The sequence below is a fragment of the Burkholderia sp. CCA53 genome, from assembly GCF_001685525.1.
GTDB lineage: Bacteria > Pseudomonadota > Gammaproteobacteria > Burkholderiales > Burkholderiaceae > Burkholderia > Burkholderia multivorans.
The window spans coordinates 2255541-2274636 of the sequence record NZ_BDDJ01000002.1; the positions used below are offsets into that span (position 1 = coordinate 2255541).

At 69.4% G+C, this 19096-nt stretch carries 19 protein-coding genes; 6 read left to right on the plus strand and 13 right to left on the minus strand.

Features of this window, described 5'->3' with window-relative positions; genetic code table 11:
- The first annotated feature begins 283 nt into the window (after positions 1-283).
- Positions 284-715, plus strand: coding sequence for a CBS domain-containing protein (locus tag BCR55_RS26185; protein WP_035488124.1), 432 nt, complete (start codon positions 284-286; stop codon positions 713-715).
- Positions 716-831: 116 nt separating this feature from the next.
- A complete protein-coding gene (locus BCR55_RS26190; RefSeq protein WP_006403555.1) occupies positions 832-1332 on the plus strand; it encodes a PRC-barrel domain-containing protein in 501 nt (166 codons plus the stop codon).
- A gap of 45 nt (positions 1333-1377) precedes the next feature.
- Here the strand turns inward: BCR55_RS26190 and BCR55_RS26195 are convergent, their stop codons facing one another.
- The 4 genes from BCR55_RS26195 to BCR55_RS26210 form a co-directional block, all read right to left on the minus strand.
- A complete protein-coding gene (locus BCR55_RS26195; RefSeq protein WP_065496550.1) occupies positions 1378-2055 on the minus strand; it encodes a DUF4142 domain-containing protein in 678 nt (225 codons plus the stop codon).
- Positions 2052-2597, minus strand: a complete 546-nt coding sequence (locus tag BCR55_RS26200) for a hypothetical protein (RefSeq protein WP_006403558.1) — start codon at positions 2595-2597, stop codon at positions 2052-2054. Before BCR55_RS26200 ends, BCR55_RS26195 begins: the two co-directional genes overlap by 4 nt.
- Positions 2598-2678: 81 nt before the next feature.
- Complete coding sequence (locus BCR55_RS26205) at positions 2679-3089, minus strand: BON domain-containing protein (RefSeq protein ID WP_035488126.1); 411 nt, start codon at positions 3087-3089, stop codon at positions 2679-2681.
- Between the two features lie 56 nt (positions 3090-3145).
- Positions 3146-5107 carry an ATP-binding protein gene (locus BCR55_RS26210; protein ID WP_065496780.1) on the minus strand — a complete coding sequence of 654 codons (1962 nt, stop codon included), beginning with the start codon at positions 5105-5107 and terminating at the stop codon, positions 3146-3148.
- 572 nt (positions 5108-5679) lie between these two features.
- Between BCR55_RS26210 and BCR55_RS26215 the strand changes: the two genes are divergently transcribed.
- Complete coding sequence (locus tag BCR55_RS26215; RefSeq protein ID WP_371493715.1) at positions 5680-6702, plus strand: sigma-54 interaction domain-containing protein; 1023 nt, start codon at positions 5680-5682, stop codon at positions 6700-6702.
- Here the strand turns inward: BCR55_RS26215 and BCR55_RS26220 are convergent.
- The 6 genes from BCR55_RS26220 to BCR55_RS26245 all read right to left on the minus strand — a co-directional run bounded on the left by BCR55_RS26220 (position 6689) and on the right by BCR55_RS26245 (position 14382).
- Positions 6689-8488: a methyl-accepting chemotaxis protein gene (locus BCR55_RS26220; RefSeq protein ID WP_006403562.1), complete on the minus strand. Its 1800-nt coding sequence runs from the start codon at positions 8486-8488 to the stop codon at positions 6689-6691. The two genes, BCR55_RS26215 and BCR55_RS26220, sit on opposite strands and share 14 nt — an antisense overlap.
- Positions 8489-8668: 180 nt before the next feature.
- Positions 8669-8926: a DUF3562 domain-containing protein gene (locus BCR55_RS26225; RefSeq protein ID WP_006403563.1), complete on the minus strand. Its 258-nt coding sequence runs from the start codon at positions 8924-8926 to the stop codon at positions 8669-8671.
- 622 nt (positions 8927-9548) lie between these two features.
- Positions 9549-10487: a universal stress protein gene (locus BCR55_RS26230; protein ID WP_006403564.1), complete on the minus strand. Its 939-nt coding sequence runs from the start codon at positions 10485-10487 to the stop codon at positions 9549-9551.
- Between the two features lie 231 nt (positions 10488-10718).
- Entirely contained in the window at positions 10719-12134 is a 1416-nt protein-coding gene (locus BCR55_RS26235) for an amino acid permease (protein WP_035947631.1), read from the minus strand.
- Positions 12135-12689: 555 nt separating this feature from the next.
- Positions 12690-13715, minus strand: a complete 1026-nt coding sequence (locus tag BCR55_RS26240) for a DedA family protein/thiosulfate sulfurtransferase GlpE (RefSeq protein ID WP_006403567.1) — start codon at positions 13713-13715, stop codon at positions 12690-12692.
- Positions 13716-13875: 160 nt separating this feature from the next.
- On the minus strand, positions 13876-14382 hold the full coding sequence (locus BCR55_RS26245) for a cupin domain-containing protein (protein ID WP_035947636.1): 507 nt from the start codon (positions 14380-14382) through the stop codon (positions 13876-13878).
- Here BCR55_RS26245 and BCR55_RS32820 point away from each other — a divergent pair.
- Positions 14381-14563 (plus strand): hypothetical protein, encoded by a 183-nt coding sequence (locus BCR55_RS32820; RefSeq protein ID WP_139094094.1) that lies wholly within the window; start codon positions 14381-14383, stop codon positions 14561-14563. The genes BCR55_RS26245 and BCR55_RS32820 overlap by 2 nt on opposite strands.
- Positions 14564-14619: 56 nt before the next feature.
- On the opposite strand, the gene BCR55_RS26250 is transcribed toward BCR55_RS32820, so the two are convergent.
- Entirely contained in the window at positions 14620-15093 is a 474-nt protein-coding gene (locus tag BCR55_RS26250) for a universal stress protein (protein ID WP_059939750.1), read from the minus strand.
- Positions 15094-15298: 205 nt separating this feature from the next.
- Here BCR55_RS26250 and BCR55_RS26255 point away from each other — a divergent pair, with 205 nt between their 5' ends.
- Positions 15299-17410: a PAS domain-containing sensor histidine kinase gene (locus BCR55_RS26255; protein ID WP_175403849.1), complete on the plus strand. Its 2112-nt coding sequence runs from the start codon at positions 15299-15301 to the stop codon at positions 17408-17410.
- A complete protein-coding gene (locus BCR55_RS26260) occupies positions 17407-18054 on the plus strand; it encodes a response regulator transcription factor (RefSeq protein WP_053298549.1) in 648 nt (215 codons plus the stop codon). Before BCR55_RS26255 ends, BCR55_RS26260 begins: the two co-directional genes overlap by 4 nt.
- Positions 18055-18088: 34 nt before the next feature.
- On the opposite strand, the gene BCR55_RS26265 is transcribed toward BCR55_RS26260, so the two are convergent.
- Both BCR55_RS26265 and BCR55_RS26270 read right to left on the minus strand, forming a co-directional pair.
- Positions 18089-18496: a lysozyme inhibitor LprI family protein gene (locus tag BCR55_RS26265; RefSeq protein WP_006403572.1), complete on the minus strand. Its 408-nt coding sequence runs from the start codon at positions 18494-18496 to the stop codon at positions 18089-18091.
- A 237-nt stretch (positions 18497-18733) separates the two neighbouring features.
- Positions 18734-19048, minus strand: a complete 315-nt coding sequence (locus tag BCR55_RS26270; protein WP_006403573.1) for a DUF4148 domain-containing protein — start codon at positions 19046-19048, stop codon at positions 18734-18736.
- Positions 19049-19096 lie beyond the last annotated feature (48 nt).

A 19096-nucleotide genomic window follows, 5' to 3' on the forward strand; every position in this document is an offset into this window, starting at 1 on the left:
ATCGATGAAACGCATTGAACGCAGGTGGCATGAAATCAGCGGCGCAGCCGGCGTCGCCGCACTGGCCGCAATCGAAAGCGCAGTGGTGTTCGCGATCGTCGCGATCACCGGCGTCGGCCACTGAGGTCCGCCGCGCTGCCGCGCGGCCGGCCGTGGAAGATGTACAAGCAGGCTGGCAAATTTCTCCGTCCCGCGACGGGCGCGGCGCCATGCGCGCCGCATGCAGCCGGCACGCACCGTGCTCGTTTGCCCGTTCAGCCGCCCGGACCCGAAGGAGACGTTCATGTATCGCGTCAACGAGATCATGTCGCGCGACGTGGTGTGCGTCGCACCGACCGACACCATTCGCCATGCGGCCGAACTGATGCAGCGGTTCGACATCGGCGTGCTGCCCGTCTGCGATCACGGCGAGCTGGTCGCGATCGTGACGGACCGCGACATCGCGGTACGCGCGCTCGCGCACGGCCGCTCGCCCGACACGCCGGTGCGCGCGGTCGCGTCCGAGCCCGTGCAATGGTGTACGGAAGACGAAGGCGTCGGCGACGTGCAGCAGCGCATGGCCGACGTGCAGCTGCACCGGATGCCGGTGCTCGACCGGCACCGCCGCGTGGTCGGCATCGTGTCGCTCGGCGACATCGCGACGCGCGCCGGCGGCCCGGCGCGAGACGAACTCGTCAACACGCTCGAGGACGTGTCGCTGCCGCGTCGCCATTGAGCCGGCGATCGCCGCTGCCAGCGGCGCGTCGACCACAGCCGACGAGGTGGCCCGCCACGCCCGCCGCGGCCGATGCCGTTCGCTTCGAACTTCGCACTTCGAACAGGAGGTACGCGATGACAGCCGACAGACAACCCGCCGAAGGCGCCCGCATCGTCGGCCGCGCCGGCCGGCGCTCGAACGGACCGGGGCCCGACGTGATGGCCGCCGGTACGCTGCAAGGCGACCGCGTCGTGACGACGGACGGCGACGACATCGGCAAGATCGCCGACATCATGCTCGATGTCCGATCCGGCCATATCGCGTACGCGGTCGTATCGTCGGGCGGCCTGCTCGGGATCGGCGACAAGCTGCTCGCGGTGCCGTGGAACCGGCTCACGCTCGACGCCGAGCGCCGCTGTTTCGTGCTGCCGGTCACCGCGGAGCGCGTGCGCGATGCGCCCGGCTTCGACAAGGACCACTGGCCGGCGATGGCCGATGCGACCTGGGCCGAGACCGTCCACGCGTATTACGGCAGCACGCCGTACTGGGTCATCGAGGAAGGCGAAACGGCGATCGATTCGCCGCCGTACGAAGCATCGCCGGGCGGCCCGGAAGACGAAGCGCGGCGTCGCTAGCGAATGGGCGCGCCGGCGCGTGCCGGCACTCGCGCATGGCCGCAATCAGCGCGCGCCCGCAACGGCGTTCGCGAGCGCGCGTGCAGCGGCAAGATGATTTTTGAGCATCGGCAACGTGCGCGCGGCGAACGCACGCAGTTGTGCGTCGTGTCCGTCGCGCGCCTCTGCTTCATACGTGCGGATCGCCTCTTCGTGTGCAGCGGGCCCCGCGAGTTGCACGTACGCGCGGTCGAACGCAGGGCCGCTCAGCGTGCGCAACGTGTTCAGCGCCGGATCGACGAGCATTCGCGTCTGGACCGGTACGCCCTTGTCCGCGCCGAGCCGGCGCAGTTCGCGCGCGATCCGTTCGTGTTCGTCGCTCATCCTTCGCGCGAACGCCTTGACCTCTGCGTTCGACGAACGCTCGGCCGCGAGCTCGCTCGCGAGCAGTTCGGTCTTGCCGAGCATCGCGGCCTTGTCGACGAACTCCGCATCGATGCCGGACGGCCGGCGCGCCATGTCGGCCTCGTCGCCGGTCGGCGCGGGGCTCACGACGCCGGGCGCGACGTGCGCCGACGACGCGGGCGAAGCCTCTGGCTCCGCCGAGGCCGCCGTCAGCAAGCCCACCGCCGCTAGCCCCACCGCACACGCCGCATATCGCGCACGCCGCCGGACGCGCGGCCGCGCCCAACGCCACGCGGCTGCGCGGCGAGCGGTGTCGCGGCCGGCGCCGGCGCCCGTCATGCCGGCCGATGCCCCGACGTGAAGAAGTCGGTCCACGCGCCGTGATCCCATGCGCCGTCGACGCGCTCCACCGACAGCGCGCCGTTCGCCACGAGCGTGCGTTGCGCGAACGTGGCCGTACGCCGCGTCACGTGCGCGGCGAGCACGACGCCGTGTTCGCACTCGCGCAGCGCGCCGCGGCCTTCGGGCGCATCGCCGCGCATCCGGCCGAGCGCCCCGCACAGCGCGCCGATATACGCGCCGACGAGCGGCACGCCGAGCCACACGAAGGACGAATGCAGGCCGCCGATCGACAGCACCGCCGCGCCGGCCGCGCCGACGACAGCACCGATCGCGACGCCTTCGAGCGCGCCCAGCCCGCCCGGCCGGGCGGCGGAATCCGCATAGACGTCGCCGCCGAGCCAGAACAGCGCATGCTGGCCCGGCGGATTGAGAAAGAAGACCTTCACGTCGTCCCGATGCATGGCGTGGCCGCGCAGCTGCTGCGCGCAGCGTTCCGCCTGCTCGAGCGTCGAGAAACGGCCCGCGATGATGGTGTCCATGTCGAACCCTCCTGCACGGTGCCGCGCGGGGCCGCAAGGCGCGCGACGCCCGATCGGCCCGGCGCTTGCCCGCGCATCACGTTACTTCGGGCGTATCTGCAGCTTGTCGCGCACGCCGCGTACGCCGTCCACGTCGCGTACGACGCGGAGCGCGGTCGCGCGTTGCCGATCGTCGGGCACGGTGCCCGTCAGCTCGGCCACGTGATCGCGTACCTGCACGTCGATGTCGCCGGACGCGAGCCCGCGCTCCGCGACGAGCGCGGCCCTGACGCGGGACGCGATCGTCGCGTCGCGCAGCTGGCTGCCGACGGCCGACGCCTGGCTCGCGAGCTTCGCGCCGACGCCCTGCTCGGCCGCCGCCGGACGAGGCACCGCGATCCATGCACACGACAACACCAGTATGCGCGCGATTGCGGCAACCGGCGGCCGACGTTCGACGCGCGGCGGCGCCGGCTGCGCATTCGCGCGCGGCGCGTGTTTCGTTTCGTTCATGTCGTCCTCCCGTCCTCCGCTGCCGGCGCGCGACCGCCCGGCCGCGCTTGCCGTCATTACCGTTCCGGTCCGTCCTTCTCGCGCGTGCGACGGGCCGTCACGTCGTCGATCGCGCTCGCGAGCGTCGGCACGTCGACCGGCTTGCACAGATACGCGTCGAAGCCGGCGGCCATCACCCGCTGCCGATCCGCGACGCCCGCATGCGCGGTCACGGCGACCACCGGCATGCGCGCGTGGCGCCCGGGCAGACGCCGCACGCGCTCGATCAGCCAGAATCCGTCGCCGTCGGGCATCGCGATGTCCGATAGCACGACGGTCGGCGGATCGCGCTCGATGCTCGCGAGCGCGTCGCGCCCCGACTGCGCGGTGGACACCTGCGCGCCGAGCGTCCGCAGTGCGGCCGAGAGGCTCGCGCGCGACGTCGGCTCGTCGTCGACGACGAGCACGCGCTGGTGTTCGAGTGCCGCCGCCGGCACGCTGTCCATGGCGCCGAGCGGAACGACCGCCATGTCCGCCTCCCAGCCGGCCGGCAGCGTGACCGTGACGGTCAGGCCGCGACCGGGCCCTTCGCTGGCCGCCTCCACCGATCCGCCGTGCAGCTCCGCGATGTTGCGCACGATCGACAGGCCGAGCCCGAGGCCGCGCTGCGGCGATGCCGGCGCATTGGCCGGACGGTTGAACGGATCGAACAGATGCGGCAGCGCTTCGGGCGCCATCCCTTGCCCCGTATCGGCCACCGACAGACTGACGTGCGCGTCGACGCGTGCGAGCGACACGACGATGCGTCCGCCGCTCGGCGTGAACTTGATCGCGTTCGACAGCAGGTTCGACAGCACTTGATGCAGCCGCTCCGCGTCGGCGGAGATCACGCACGCCGTGCCCGCGCCTTCCGTGACGAGCGTGATGCCCTTCGCATGCGCGGGCGCGCCGAACTCGCGCGCCGCGTCGTGCACGACGCGCGCGACGTCGACCGGCGTACGCTCCAGACGCAGCTTGCCGGTCGCAAGCGACGACGCGTCGAGCAGATCGCCGACCATCCGCGCGAGCGAACGCGCGCTGCGATCGATCGCGTCGACCGCCTGCTGCGCGAAGCCCTGCCCGTCGACGCTGCGCAGCACCTCGACCCAGCCGTAGATCACGTTCAGCGGCGTGCGCAATTCATGCGACACGGTCGCGAGCAGTTCGTCCTTCAGCCGGTTCGCCGTGTCGGCCTGCACACGGGCGTCGCGCGCGCCGCGCAGCGACAGGCGATCGCGCCGCTCGTCGCGACGGCGCTCGCGCGCCTCGCGCAGCGTCATCGAGAGGCCGTCGACATGCCCGTTCGCATCGACGATCGGCGATGCCGCAAACGTCGCGCGAAAGCAGTGTGCGTCTTGCCGCATGCACAGCACGTCGATCGGCCCGACCGGCGCGTGTACCTCGTCGATCGACGCGGGCACCGGCTGACGCCGCAGCCAGCGCGGCGCGAACAGCGTCGTTACATCGCGGCCGATCATCGTCGCCGCGTCGGCGCCGAAGATGCGCTGCGCCGCGCGGTTCCAGCTGACGATCCGCCGCGCGCCGTCGACGCCGACGATCGCATCGGGCGACGCATCGACCACGCGGCGCAACAGCACGTCCTCGGATGGAGGCGGCGCAGCCGCCGGCTCCCGGCGTGCGTCGCGCGCGTCGTCGACCGCACGCGTGCGCGCGAACAACGGCCTGACGGCTGCGATCAGCGCGCATTCGATCACGCCGATCGCGACGAACGTGCCGGCGTCGGCCAGCCATGTCGCCGTCGGCGCGTCGCGCCACCAGAGCGCAGCGATCACGACGGTGCTCGCGACGATCGCGGCGAGGCCGCCGGCGAGCGACGTCAGCCACGCGGCGGCGGCGACGCCTGCATAAAAAGGCAACGGCGCAAACGGCGCATGCGCGCCGACCACGCGAATCGCGCCCGCCTGCAGCGCGCACGCGACGCCGACGGCCAGCACGACCCATGCACCCTGCCGGAATAGTTCACGGGTAACGGTCCTCATTGCGTTCCTGCATTCGCGCCGGCATCCTTCGCGCGGCGGCGTGCCGCCCGGGCGGTCCGGCATACCGTCGAACGGGCCGGGCGAGCGACACGCGGCAAGCAACCGTCATACCCGCCGACGCCACCACCGCAACGGTCCGAGCGCCGCAGCCTGCGGCGGCCGGCAGCGGCACGGCGCGGCGCACGCACGGGCGCGGGACGGCGCGCACCGCGCGTTGCCGGGCCGCGATGTGCAACGCTGCGCCATGTCGCGGCGCGCGCCGTGCGAAGATGACAGCGCGTTTCGTCGCGGATGGGGCCCCGCTATCCCGCTGCGATACCTCGGTCGCCGCAAAGCACGCGCCAGGACGCACGTTTTTTCATTAGCTTTCTGTAAAAAAGCATGGGATCGTTTTGAAATCCTGCCCCCGACCGTGCATGCCAGGCGGCTGTCGATCGAAAAAAGGCACGCGAGCGATCGCCAGCGCCGTGCGCATTGGAAATTTCTATGCGCCGGCACCTTCGCGCCGCCCGCGTTGTCGATACCCGGTATTCCAAATGGACGAATTGCGTGACATCGAAGTGCCAACCGACATGCTGAAGCCGCCGCGGGAAACGTCGTCCCGCGCGAAACGTGCAGACGAACGCCGGCTGTCCGGTCGCTCGGCCGCAATGCGTGCGCTGCTCGCGCGCATCGAGAAAGTCGCGCCGACCGGCGCGAGCGTGATGATCGCGGGTGAAAGCGGCGTGGGCAAGGACATCGTCGCGCGTCGGCTGCACGAGTTGAGCCCGCGGCGCAACGGGCCGTTCGTCGCGGTCAACTGCGGCGCGATTCCGCCCGACATCGCGGAGTCGCAGCTGTTCGGCCACGAAAAAGGCAGCTTCACCGGCGCGACCGCGCAGCACATCGGCTTCTTCGAAGCCGCACGCGGCGGCACGCTGCTGCTCGACGAAATCGCCGAAATGCCCGCCGCGCTGCAGGTGAAGCTGCTGCGCGCGCTGGAGTCGAACACGATCCTGCGCGTCGGCGGCACGGAAGCGATCGCGCTCGACGTGCGGATCGTATCCGCGACGCGCCACAATCCGGCCGACGCCGTGCGCGACGGCCGCCTGCGCGAAGACCTGTTCTACCGGCTCGCCGCATTCGCGCTCGTCGTGCCGCCGCTGCGTCAGCGCGAAGGCGACGTCGAGGTGCTCGCGCAGGAGTTCGTCGCGGCGCTCAATGCGCGGCACCGGTCCGACAAGCGGCTGACCGATGCGGCGATCGCCGCGCTGCGTGCGTACTCGTGGCCCGGCAACGTGCGCGAACTGCGCAATACGATCGAGCGCGCGTACATCCTGGCGGACGACGGAATCGACGTCACGCTGCCGAAGCAACCGGTGCCGGCCGACCTGATGCACGACGACGCGATCTCGCTGCCGCTCGGGGCGACGCTGCATCATGCGCAGCAACGCTTCATCGCCGCGACGCTGCGCCATTTCGAGGGCAACAAGCCGCTCGCGGCGAAGGCACTCGGCATCAGCCTGAAGACGCTGTACAACCGGCTCGCGCTGATGCGCGAGGCCGGCGACGACGCCGCGCGCCCGGCGTCCGGCGAACGCGCTACGCGACCCTGAACTGGCCGACCGTCGACGCGAGCGCGTTCGCCTGCGTCTGCAGCGCCGACGCCGCCGCGGTCGACTGTTCGACCAGCGCCGCGTTCTGCTGAACCATCTCGTCGAGCTGCGTGACCGCGCGATTCACTTCCTGGATACCGCGCGTCTGTTCGTTCGCCGCATGCGTGATCTCGGAGATGATCGTCGTCACGTTGGCGACGTTCGACACGATTTCGCGCATCGTCTCGCCAGCCTGCCGCACCTGCCCGGAGCCGGCCGACACGCTGTCGACCGTCGATTCGACGAGCACCTTCACTTCGCGCGCGGCCTGCGCGCTGCGTTGCGCGAGACTGCGCACTTCCTGCGCGACCACCGCGAAGCCACGCCCCTGCTCGCCCGCGCGCGCCGCTTCGACGGCCGCGTTCAGCGCGAGGATGTTGGTCTGGAACGCGATGCCGTCGATCACGCCGATGATGTCGCCGATCCGGCCCGACGCTTCCTCGATCTTCGCCATCGTCGCGACGACGTCCGACACGACCGCGCCGCCGTGCGACGCGATGCGCGACGCGGCGGCCGCGCGCTCGTCCGCCTGACCGGCTGCGGCGGCCGACTGGCCGACCGTCGCGGTGATCTGCTCCATCGACGCGGCCGTTTCCTCGAGGCTCGCCGCCGCCGATTCGGTGCGCGACGACAGATCCTGATTGCCAGCCGCGATCTCGTTCGCCGCCGTGCGCACCGATTCGCTCGCGTCGCGAATCTGCCGGATCACGTCGCTCAGCTTGTCGACGAAGCGGTTGAACGAGCGCGCGATGTCGGCCACTTCGTCGCGGCCCTCGGCCGGCAGCCGCTGCGTCAGATCGCCACCGCCCGAGCCGATCTCGGCCATCGCGAGCCGCACCTGCGACAGGCGGCGAAACGCGGTCGTCGTGATTGCACCGACGATCAACGACGCGACCGCGACGATCACGATCATCGTGATCAGCGAAGCGGTCAGCAGCGAGCGCATGCCGCCCGTCGCATCGGCCTTGTCGAGCGCGACGAGCGCGTACCAGTCCGTGCCCGGCACCGGCTGCGCGCGTACGAGCTTCGCGTCGTCGCCGACGTGCACCTCGACCGGCGCGCTCGCACCCGCGAGCGACGCCGCGGGAATCGCACCGAGATCGGGCGACAGGTCGGCGACCGGCTTCAGCGTCAGCTTCGAGTCGGGATGCGCCACCACGTGGCCGCTGCTGTCGATCAACATCCCGAAGCTGGCAGGCGTCGGATGAATCGACTTCACGTTCGCGATCACGCTGTCCATGCCGACGTCGGCCGCGACGACGCCCTTCAGCGCGCCGTCGCGCAGAATCGGCACCGCGAACGTGACGACCAGGTTGCCGGTGCCGGCATCCACATACGGCGGCGTCACGACCGGCTTGCCGGCCTGCGCCGCCTGCCGGTACCACGGCCGGCCGGTCGGATCGTAGTCGGCGGGAATGCCGGTCGGATCGGAAAACCGGAACGATTTGTCGGCATAGCCCGCATAGACGTTCGTGAAGCCGCCCGCGGCCGCCATCTGCTTGAACACCGGCAGCGGATCGGCGGACAGCGCGGCGTCCTGCAGCGACTCGACCATCCGGCGCCGCGTCGCGACCCAGTCCGCGATCCCGACTACGTGGCCGCTGGCAACCGACGTCAGGTTGCGATCGATCGCATCGTCGTTGTACGCGCGCGCAATGAAATAGTTGATGAGGGTGGTAGCGACGAGCGCGAACACGACGATGGCGACGCACGCGGCGAGGATGCGGGTGCGGATGGACGAAAACATGGCGACGACTCGGTAAGGGTGCACAAACGCCCGGTGGAGGGATTCACCGGGTAAACGGCACGTGCGTCGCCGACTTGAGCGGTCCGTGACAAATCGATGAAACGTCTGACGAAACGCGCGCGCTCGGTGCTCGGTCCGTTCGGGCCGAGCCTCGGCGCGCGTCACGTCATGCCGGGACCGTCAGGGACCCGAACGTGCGTCGGCGCCGGGGGAATCGTCGCCGGCACCACGTGAACGGGGATCCGGCACGATATCGGCGTTCTCGCGCATCCGTTCGCGCAGATGGCGGATCGCGATCACGCGGATGTAGTCGTGCACGCGCGCGCCGGACGACAGCGCGCGTATCTCGGCGTCGAGCATCGCATGCAATTGCTCCGCGTCGATCGCACGTCGCGCGGCAGCTTCCTTCAGCGAATCGAGTAAATCGTCCTGTGACATCGACGGACTCCTGACGGTCGAAGTGACGGAAACGGAACGGCAAGGAAAGCGTAACGAGTCGGAAGCCGTGCGGCGTGCGGTGCGCCGCGGCTTGCTTGCGCGCGATCAATGAAAGGCGGCCGAGGCAGGCCGTTCGCGCAGGATCGATGAACATGTCGCGTCACCCCGGACGCGTCGCGGCGGGTGGACATGCACCGCGTGCATGTCGGCGCGTCGCCGTAGCGTGCAACTTAGACTCGCCGAAATGCGACGTCAAGGGTCGCGATCGCCCGGACCGCGCACGCATACGATGCCGGCGATGCCGGAAAGCGGGCGGGATCGCGGCATCCCGCCCTTCTTCCAGGGCCGCCTTGCGGCAGCCTACCCTCGTGCCAGAGAGTTCGCGATTCGTCGGTGGCGGGCGATGCGGCCGGTCGCAGAAAAAGACGGTCCGTGCGTGCAAGCGGCGCAGCATGCGGCGGTGACGATTCGGCGGTGTGCCGCATGCCCGGCGCGCGCCGCGCTGCATCGTTGCCGCTGCGCATGCACGGTGCGGCGCGCTGCGTCGAATGGCCTGCCACTGTCGCATGCGCGCCGTGCGCCGTTTCTGACGCAGATCAAGCGCTGCGCGTTTCGTGCGCCTTCAGCGGCCTTGTCCGCGTACGAGCAGCACGGGCACCTCGGCCAGATGCGCGACACGCCGCGCGACGCTGCCGATCAGCCATGCCGCAATGCCGCGCCGGCCGTGCGTGCCGACCACGAGCAGTTCCGCATGCCAGTGCACCGCATCGCGCATCAGCGCGTGCGCGACGTCGTCGCTCGTCGGGCGCGTCTCGACGATGCCGCGCCGCGTCGGGTTGCCGGTCGCATGCAGCATCGGCGCGACACGCGCCAGCGCATCCTCGCCTTCGGCGCGATAGGCGTTCTCGAGCGCGCGCACCGGCACGATGTCGGTGAGCCGAACGGCGCGGTCCACGACGTAGGCCGCGTAGAGCAGCGTCTGCGGTGCCGCGAAGCCGAGCCCCACCTCGACCGCATGAAGCGACGGCTCGCTGCCGTCGACGGCAAACATCAGCCGCTGCAGCGGGCCGTCCGACTCGCGCGCATACGACGCAGGGACGAGCAGCAGCGCGCAATGCGCCCGCGTCGCGAGCGTGTCCGACATCGCACCTTCCACGAGCCGCAGCAGCCCGTGATGCGGATTCGCACCGACTACGAGCACGTCGGCGCCCCACTGCGAGGTGTCGTTCGCGAGCGCGTCGGCGACCGAGCCGCCGGTGATCGACGTATCGACGATCGCGGGTTCGAGCTCGACGTCGCTGTCCGCGAACAGTGCAAGGGTGCGTTCGATCGTCGCCTGCGCGTCGTGCGTCATTTCCTTGCGCGCCGACGTCAGCAACGCATCGATGCGCGGAATGTCGGGCAGCACGAGGCGCGGGTTGTCGATCGCGCAAACGATTCGCAGTTGCATGCCGGGACGCAGCAAGGTGCGGACATAGCGGGCGGCGGACAGCGATTCGGGTGTCGGGTCGATCGCGAGCGCGACGCGCGCGATGGACCGGGCGGACTGGGCAGGCTGCATGGCGAAGGCCTCCGTGCGTACGCGTCGTCGCCAACGACGACGGGAGCTTCGCGCAGCGCCGCGCGCGGCGGCCACGGACGACCGGCGCGGAACGAATCGGCGGATGGCCACGCGAAGCGCGGACCAGCGATCGGGACAGGATAAAGCGTATCGGCCCGTGCGTGCATGATCGAGATCAGCGCACGCGCGGGCCCGGATGGCGCACGCAGGACGCGCGCGGGCGCCGGCCGCTCAGGACTTCGGCGTCGATACGGCCGGACGCTTCGCGTAGCACACCGTGTACGCGATACCGAGCAGCACGATCCACAGCGGGCCGATCACGAGTGCGACGCGCGTATCGGGCGTGAACGCCATCAGCACGACGACGAACGCGAGAAACGCGAGCGCCGCGTATGAGCCGAGCGGATAGAACGGCACGCGAATCGGCAGGCGCGCGACGCGGTCGGCCGACAGCGTGCGGCGGAAGCGCATCTGCGCGGTCAGGATCACGCACCACGTCCAGATCGCGCCGAACGTCGACACCGACGTGAGCCACACGAACACGTGCTGCGGCGCGAGGTAGTTCAGCAGCACCCCGACCAGCAGCAGCGCGACCGAGACGATCACGCCATAGACGGGCACGCCGCTCGCATTGACGCGGCCGAGCACGCGCGGTGCCTGGTCTTGCTGCGCGAGGTTGTAGAGCATTCGCGCGGTGCTGAACAGGCCGCTGTTGCACGATGACAGGGCCGCCGTCAGCACGACGAAGTTGATGATGCCGGCCGCGGCCGGAATGCCGAGCCGCGAGAACGTCATCACGAACGGGCTGCCCTGCGTGCCGATCTGGTCCCACGGATAGATCGACATGATCACCGACAGCGCGCCGATGTAGAAAATCAGCACGCGCCAGAACACCGAGTTCACGGCCTTCGTCAGCGACTTCTCCGGGTTGCGTGCTTCGCCCGCGGTGAGGCCGAGCATTTCGACGCCGAGATACGCGAACATCACGATCGGCAGCGCATCGATCACGCCGCCGATGCCGTGCGGCATGAAGCCGCCATGCGTCCAGAGGTTCGAGATCCCGGTCGCGACGCCGCCGTTGCCGATGCCGAACACGATCATCAGCGCGCCGCCGACGATCATCAGCACGATCGTGACGATCTTGATCAGCGCGAACCAGAATTCGAATTCGCCGTACAGCTTGACCGCGATGAAGTTCACGGCACCCATCGCGCTGAGTGCGGCGAGCGCCCAGATCCAGTTCGGTACGGCGGGGAACCACATGTGCATGTAGACGCCGACTGCGGTGATTTCGGCCATGCAGGTCACGATCCAGACGAACCAGTAGGTCCAGCCGGTCAGATAGCCCGCGAGCGGGCCGAGATAGTCGCGCGCATAGCGGCTGAACGCGCCCGCGACGGGATTGGTGATCGCCATTTCGCCAAGCGCGCGCATGATCAGGAAGATCACGATGCCGCCGAGCAGATAGGTCAGCAGAATCGCGGGGCCGGCCGCGCGAATCGCGGTGGCCGAGCCGAGGAACAGGCCGACGCCGATCGTCGCGCCGAGCGCCATCAGGTTGATGTGCCGTTCTTCCAGCCCGCGGCGAAGCTGGTCTTCTTGCTGTTTCAAGTCCGTCTCCTCGCGGCCGCACGGCGGCCGCGTCATTGTGTCGAGGTCGATGCGCGAGCGTCGATGCCGTTATCGGTGCCGAAAACGAAAAACCGGCGCGACCGCTTTCCGACTGGAAAGCGATACGGATAGTGCGTCCATCCTTCGGGAATCGCCGCGAATTACCGGCGATTTCCGGAACAATCCGGAATGACCGGTCGGGCCTTTCACGGAAACCGCGCGCGGCCCGCGCGGCGCGGCTGAGCGCGGCGGCGAGCGGCGACGGAATCCACCGCTTTCGGCGCGAACAATCGCGCGTGATGGGTGCGCGATTGGCGGCACCCAATAGGAAGGCGCGATTATAAGAAAGATCGGCGGTTTTACGCCAGCCGATTTTCTCGCCGTGAGGGTGCGGGAAATGGAGATGAAATTCGATTGGGTGGCGGGTGCATTCGAATCGGCGCATGAGCAAAGCATCGGAGAGAAAACTCGATTACTTGCTGCACGCCGATTAACACGAAAGCAGAAAGGGCTCCGACGCGACCGCGTGTGCTCACCGCCCCCAGCAGCCCCAAGCCACGCCCAAAACAACGCCAACCCGCAACCGCATCGTCATTTGCTCAACGTCGCGCGCACCGTATATTCGCCGCCCAGCGCCGCATGCTCCGGCCGCACGAAATAACGCGACGTATCGAGATCGACCGGAATCGGCTCGACCGGATAGCCGTGCTTCTCCCACGCATCGAGGCCGCCCTTCAGCGCGCGGATGTTGTGGATCATCTTCTTGCGCTGCAGCTGCGCGACGATGCGCTTGGCCGTCGCCTCGTTCGGGCACACGCAATAGACGACGATCGGCCGCTTCAGCACTTCCGGGTCGAGCAGATCGGGCGACTCGAGATCCAGCGGCACCGCGCCGGCGATCCGGTACGGTTCGCGCTCGCGGATCGCACGCGGCCGCGCGTCGAAAATCAGCGGCGGTTCGCTCGACGTCATCATCTCGACGAGCTGCGGCGGGGAGATGCGCACCTGCGCGAGCCAGCGGCGGAACTGCAGCCGCCGCACCCAGCGGTACAGCACGAACGTGATGAAGATCGCAAGAAACGCGTCGAGGATCGTGCCGCCGCTCGCGCGCACCCACAGCACGAACTGGACGATCTGGTCGTGAACCGCGGCGCCGCCGATCAACCAGAACGCCGCCCACAGCGACGCGCCCGCCAGATCCCAGAACAGAAACACGCCGACGCCGATGGCGGTCGTGCCGAGCAGCGGCGCCGACACGAGCCCGAGCCCCGGCAGAAATTTGGACAGCACGAGCAGCGGCGCGCCATACCTTTCGAATACGTTACGCGCGAAGCGCAACGTCGTATCGAGCGACAACGAAAAGCGCACGAGCGCATTCAGCAGCCGGCGTCCGCGCGTGCGGCCCATGAAGAACCACAGCGAATCGGCCAGCATCGTCGCGCCGATGGCCGCGACGAACATGCTGGCCCACGAGGCCTGTCCCATCGCCGCCATCGTGCCGCCGAGAATCAGCATCGGCACGGCCGGCACCGGCACGCCGAGCTGCGTGATCAGCACGCTCGCGAACACGGCCCACGGGCCGAGCGACGATGGAATTGCGATCGGGAAATGCCACACGACGGCGCTCCTGGATGACATGCGGACCGGGCGACGACGGCGGCCGTCGATACGGCTGTGCAATGCCGGCACCCACCTCGGCGCACCGGCACTACATGACGCGCATTCTAAACGGGTTTCGCCGGCGCCGCGCGCATGCCGGCCGGCGCCCTGCCCCGCTTCAACCGGGCGCGCGCGGCGCCAGTTGGGCGACGTGCTGCGCATATTCGGGAAACGCCTCGGCCAGCGCGTCGGCGTCGGCGAGCTCGAATTCGGCGAATTCGAAGCCCGGCGCCACCGTGCAGCCGACGAACGCGACCTGCTCGGGCGACGCGCAGCGCGCGCCGAACCAGCGTCCGGCCGGCACGACGGCCTGGAACACGGTGCCCGGATGCACGAGCGGATTGCCGAGCCGATGAATCGTCAGCCCGTCGCGTTCGTCGAGCACCCATACCTCGAGCGGATCGCCGGCATAGAAGTGCCAGACCTCGTCGGAGCGGATCCGGTGCCACGACGAATAGGCGCCATCGCACAACAGGTAGTAGATCGCGGTGGAGGCGGCGCGACGCGCGTCGTCGGACGGACGCACGACCGTGTCGGCGGCGCGGTAGGTTTCGCGGAAATAGCCGCCTTCGGGATGCGGCTGCAGGTCGAACTGGCGGATCAGGTCCGCGGCGGAAATCGGCATGGCGACGAAGAACGGTAAGTGGGGCGAATCCGCATCCGGCCAACGGACGGTCGCGAGACCGGCCGCACGCCGACCAATGCGGCACGGCATCGGGCGCCGCGGCCATGCGCGCGAGGCCCGCATCGCGGACGCAGACAACGCGACGACGATCGGCGGCTTGGGCCGATCCTGCCAGAAGTGATAGACACGATGCAACCGCCGGCGCCGCTGCGTGGCACGTACCGCGGCCGCGGGCGATTACGTGCGAGTCGGCGCCGGCGCCGGCTCGTCGTGCCGGACCAGCAGCACGGGGCGATCGGCCGCGCGCAGCAGCGATTCGGCCACGCTGCCGAGCAGCAGCCGACGCAGCCCGTGCCGGCCGCTCGTGCCCATCACGATCAGATCGGCATCGGCTTCGGCCGCGGTGCGCATCAGCACCGCCGCGACCTCCTCGCCGTATGCGTCGAGCGCGCGCACGGTGCCCGGCACCTGCCGCTGCGCGAGCACTGCTTTTGCTTCGTCGAGCACGGCTGTCGCGACATCGGCGGCCGCTGCGTCGTCGTCCGGCGTCTCGGGGAAACCGGCGCCGACGTCGACGAGCCGCGGCCGATGCTCGACTACGTACGCACACGTGATCGTGCCGCCGGAGGCGGCCGCGATCCGGATCGCCTCGTTCAGTGCGAGACGCGCACTCGGGCTGCCGTCGAGCCCGACGAAAATCCGCTTGTACATGTCCGTCCCTCCGATCGCGCCGACGCGCATCCTGCACGCGAGCACCGGCCGGCCCGCGCCCCATTTAACCGACCCTATTACAAAAAACGCCCAAAGCGAGCACAATTTCGCGTTGAAAACACATCGACTGTGCCGGGCGCGGCTCTCGCCCGGGCAGCGCGCGTCGCCCGAGTGCCCGGGTGGCGGACAACAGAATGGCCAGCCAATGACCGCCAGAGGAACCCCAACCCGTGGCGCCCGAGAGCCCGCGCGCTTCCGGACCATGTTACGCCAGCCGCTTGCGGCCGGCACCGCGGCGCTCGTGATCGGCGCGGCGCTGTCGCTCGGCGTCGCGCTGCTGGTGCGCGACGAGTGGCAGGACGCCGTCCATGCGCGCTTCGAGCGCCGTACCGCGCGCGTGACCGCGATGCTGCGCCACGAACTGCTGGCCGGCGTCGGGATACTCGACAGCGCGCGCGGCGCGCTTGCGCTCGTCCCGCAGATGACGCCCGAACAATGGACGCGGTACGCCCAATCGCTCGATCTCGACGCCAGCCGCTCGCCGGTTCGGCAGCTCGGCTACGCGCCGCTGTCGGATGCGACGCGCGCCGCACTCGCCGGACACGCGCCGATGCCGGCCGGCCCGCTCGCGACCGCAACGCTGAGCGCGCCGCCGTCCGTCGCGCCGGTCGTGCGCTTCGGCGCACCGGACGCACAGGCGCTCGCGCGCACGCTGCGTACCGGCGAAGTTGCGCTCGGCGTGCATCCGGCCGACGACGATCTGTCCTACGACGCACGCACGCTGACGCTGTTCGTGCCGGTTGCCGCTACGCGGCGCGCTGCCGGCGCACCGTCCGTCGCGAGCGACCTCGAGCCGGACGGCATCCTGTTCGCCGCGTTGAGCCCGCAGCGGCTGATCGACCGCGCGCTCGACGCGGAACGCGGGATCGACCTGAAGATCGGCGCGGGCAGCGATCCGCGCCCGATCGTCAGCGCCGAGACGACGACCGACGAGGCCGCGACGTCGCCATACCTGATGCGGCGCACCGAGGTCCTCAATTTCGGCGGCACCGCGCTCACGCTCGCGTATTCGGCCGACGGACGGCCGAGCGCAACGGGCGCGCAGCGCGCGGCCGCCACCGTGCTCGCGGCCGGGCTGCTCGCGTCGATCGCGTTCGCGGGGCTCGTCCATGCACTGATGCGTAGCCGCGCGGCCGCCGCGGGCGACGCGGGCGCCGGCAGCCGTCATCTGAACGAAGCGCGAATGATGGGCATCATCCGCTCGTCGATGGAGGCGATCATCACGATCGACGAGAAGCAGACGGTCGTGATCTTCAATCCGATGGCCGAGCAGGTGTTCGGCGTCTCGGCGATGGAAGCGATCGGCGCGCCGCTGTCGCGCTTCATCCCCGAACGGTTTCGCGCGGCGCATGCGAAGCACGTCGACCAGTTCGGCGTGACGGGCGTGTCGGAGCGGCAAATGGGACGCCAGCGCGTGCTGTTCGGCCTGCGCGCGAACGGCGAGGAATTTCCGATCGAAGCGTCGATCTCGCAGATCCGCGACGGCTCCGGCAAGCTGTACACGGTGATGCTGCGCGACATCACCGAGCGGCTGCGCGCCGAGAACGCGGTGAGGCAGTCGCGCGAAGAACTGCGCGAGCTCTCCGCGAATCTGCAGAACGTGCGCGAAGAGGAAAAGACGCGCATCGCGCGCGAACTGCACGACGATCTCGGTCAGCAGCTCACCGCGCTGAAGATGGATCTGTCGGTTGTCGAGCAGCGGCTGCGCACGCCGGGCGACGCGGCGCCCGACGCGACCGTGCTCGCGCATCTGCAGGGCATGCGCAAGCTGATCGACGCGACGGTCGCGTCGGTGCGGCGCATCGCGGCCGATCTGCGGCCCGTGATGCTCGACGATCTCGGCGTCGTGCCGGCGATCGAATGGCTCGCCAACGATTTCACGAACCGCTACGGCATCGACGTCGAACGCCATGTCGAAACGGGCGGCATCGCCTTCACGAACGCGGGGGCGACCACGCTGTTCCGCATCGTCCAGGAAGCGCTGACGAATGTCGCGCGCCATGCGGATGCGACGCGCGTCGCGCTGCGGCTCGACGTCGAAGACGGCTTCTGCGTGCTGCGCGTCGCCGACAACGGCCACGGCGCACCGCCCGGCGGCCCCGCACACGAGGACAAATCGTTCGGGCTGATCGGCATTCGCGAGCGCGCGCACATGCTCGGCGGCACCGTAACGATCGATACCGCGCCGGCGCGCGGCTTCTCGATCACCGTCGCCCTGCCGCTCGGCAACGTTGAACAGGACAACCCCATCTCATGATCAAGGTGCTCATCGCCGACGACCATACGCTCGTGCGCGACGGTCTGCGGCACATCCTTCAGAACGCGACCGGTTTCGAAGTGGCCGGCGAAGCGTGCGACGGCCCGTCGACGATCGCGCTCGTCCGCGCGACGCCTGCGCAGGTGCTCGTGCTCGACCTGTCGATGCCGGGCCGCAACGGCGTCGAATTGATCAAGCAGATCAAGGACGAGAACCCCGCGCTGCGCGTGCTCGTGCTGACGATGCACGCGGAGCAGCAGTACGCGGTGCGCGCGTTCCGCGCGGGCGCGTCGGGCTATCTGACGAAGGAAAGTGCCAGTGCGGAGCTGGTCGGCGCGGTCACGAAGGTCGCGTCCGGCGGTGTGTACGTCAGTCTCGCGATGGCCGAGCAGTTCGCGCAAAGCCTCAACGAGCCGGCCGACACGCTGCCGCATCAGCGGCTGTCCGACCGCGAGTTCGACGTGTTCCGGCGCATCGCGGCCGGCCAGACGCTGACCGAAATCGCGCAGGCGCTATGCGTGAGCGCGAAGACGGTCAGCACCTACAAGACGCGGATTCTGGAAAAGATGCAGATGCCGCACGAAGCGGCGCTCGTGCGCTACGCGCTGCGGCACAAGCTCGTCGACGAGGCCGACGACATATGACGCATGACGCGCCACCGCGCGAGCGCGCGTATCGCTACTTCGCGGGCACCGGGCACGCGAGATCGCCCTCCTCGCACGATAGATACGCCTTGAGCGTTTCGGTGCGCTCCTTGGTCAGATCGTCGAGGCAGGTCGCGACCACCATCGCATAGGCGCTGCCGCCGTCGGCGTTCGCGCTCGAGAACTGGCATTCGGCATCGCGATATGCGATCCACGCGCGCTGCGCGGCGACCAGCTTGTCGGCAACCGGCCGTGCGTCGCGCAACCGCGCGGTGACGGTCTGGTACGTGCGGTTCAGCACCGCGTCGGACTGCCTGTACGCGTGCTCGGCGCACGCGGTCAGCGTCGCCTGGTCGGACGCATTCGCGCAATTCGCCTGCGCATGGGCGACGCTCGCCGCCAGCATCAGCGTGCACAGCAGCACGGCGGTCGGGACACGCATGGGATCGCTCCTTGTTGTTGGTTGACGTCGTGGAGTCCGGTACGGACGGAGGCCGCGTGCCGCGCGTCGGCGACACCGTCCGGGATGCTAGCGCACGTGCGTGCGAATGTCAGCGTCGTCGTGCGACGGCCCGTCGGCGCGCGTGGCGGACGCAAAAAAGCCCGCACTCGAATCCGGATCGAGTGCGGGCTTTGTTCGGCCGGTAGCTTCGGCGGCCGAGCGGCCGCCGTACGACGCTCAGTGACCGAAGTAGACGGACGAGCGGTCGGCCGCGGCCGGCACGGCAACGCGCTGGCCCGCTTGCGATGCCGCTGCGGCGTTCGCGCCGTAGCCCGTCGCATCGCCGTTCGCGGCAGCGATCTTCGCCTGCGCGGCCTGAATGTTTTCCGGATAGTTCAACCAGTCGTTCGGGTTGTAGCCGGCCTTTTCGAGCTGCACGAGCTCCGCGCGCACTTGCGCACGCGTCAGCGGCTGCTGGTTCGACTGTGCAAACGAAACGACCGGTGCGGCAACCAATGCGGCCAGTGCAACTGCCTTGATCAGCGATTTCATGATGCGTTACCTCCAGATTGTTTTGTCGGGCGCTTCGGACACGAACGT

Coding starts and splice junctions, on each gene's coding strand:
- BCR55_RS26205 (WP_035488126.1), bottom strand. CDS start 3,089: ATGAACGAAACGAAACACGCGCCGCGCGCGAATGCGCAGCCGGCGCCG.
- BCR55_RS26215 (WP_371493715.1), top strand. CDS start 5,680: ATGCTGAAGCCGCCGCGGGAAACGTCGTCCCGCGCGAAACGTGCAGAC.
- BCR55_RS26200 (WP_006403558.1), bottom strand. CDS start 2,597: ATGGACACCATCATCGCGGGCCGTTTCTCGACGCTCGAGCAGGCGGAA.
- BCR55_RS26235 (WP_035947631.1), bottom strand. CDS start 12,134: ATGACGCGGCCGCCGTGCGGCCGCGAGGAGACGGACTTGAAACAGCAA.
- BCR55_RS26230 (WP_006403564.1), bottom strand. CDS start 10,487: ATGCAGCCTGCCCAGTCCGCCCGGTCCATCGCGCGCGTCGCGCTCGCG.
- BCR55_RS26260 (WP_053298549.1), top strand. CDS start 17,407: ATGATCAAGGTGCTCATCGCCGACGACCATACGCTCGTGCGCGACGGT.
- BCR55_RS26220 (WP_006403562.1), bottom strand. CDS start 8,488: ATGTTTTCGTCCATCCGCACCCGCATCCTCGCCGCGTGCGTCGCCATC.
- BCR55_RS26195 (WP_065496550.1), bottom strand. CDS start 2,055: ATGACGGGCGCCGGCGCCGGCCGCGACACCGCTCGCCGCGCAGCCGCG.
- BCR55_RS26255 (WP_175403849.1), top strand. CDS start 15,299: ATGACCGCCAGAGGAACCCCAACCCGTGGCGCCCGAGAGCCCGCGCGC.
- BCR55_RS26270 (WP_006403573.1), bottom strand. CDS start 19,048: ATGAAATCGCTGATCAAGGCAGTTGCACTGGCCGCATTGGTTGCCGCA.
- BCR55_RS26245 (WP_035947636.1), bottom strand. CDS start 14,382: ATGCCGATTTCCGCCGCGGACCTGATCCGCCAGTTCGACCTGCAGCCG.
- BCR55_RS26250 (WP_059939750.1), bottom strand. CDS start 15,093: ATGTACAAGCGGATTTTCGTCGGGCTCGACGGCAGCCCGAGTGCGCGT.
- BCR55_RS26190 (WP_006403555.1), top strand. CDS start 832: ATGACAGCCGACAGACAACCCGCCGAAGGCGCCCGCATCGTCGGCCGC.
- BCR55_RS26185 (WP_035488124.1), top strand. CDS start 284: ATGTATCGCGTCAACGAGATCATGTCGCGCGACGTGGTGTGCGTCGCA.
- BCR55_RS26210 (WP_065496780.1), bottom strand. CDS start 5,107: ATGAGGACCGTTACCCGTGAACTATTCCGGCAGGGTGCATGGGTCGTG.
- BCR55_RS26225 (WP_006403563.1), bottom strand. CDS start 8,926: ATGTCACAGGACGATTTACTCGATTCGCTGAAGGAAGCTGCCGCGCGA.
- BCR55_RS32820 (WP_139094094.1), top strand. CDS start 14,381: ATGGCGACGAAGAACGGTAAGTGGGGCGAATCCGCATCCGGCCAACGG.
- BCR55_RS26265 (WP_006403572.1), bottom strand. CDS start 18,496: ATGCGTGTCCCGACCGCCGTGCTGCTGTGCACGCTGATGCTGGCGGCG.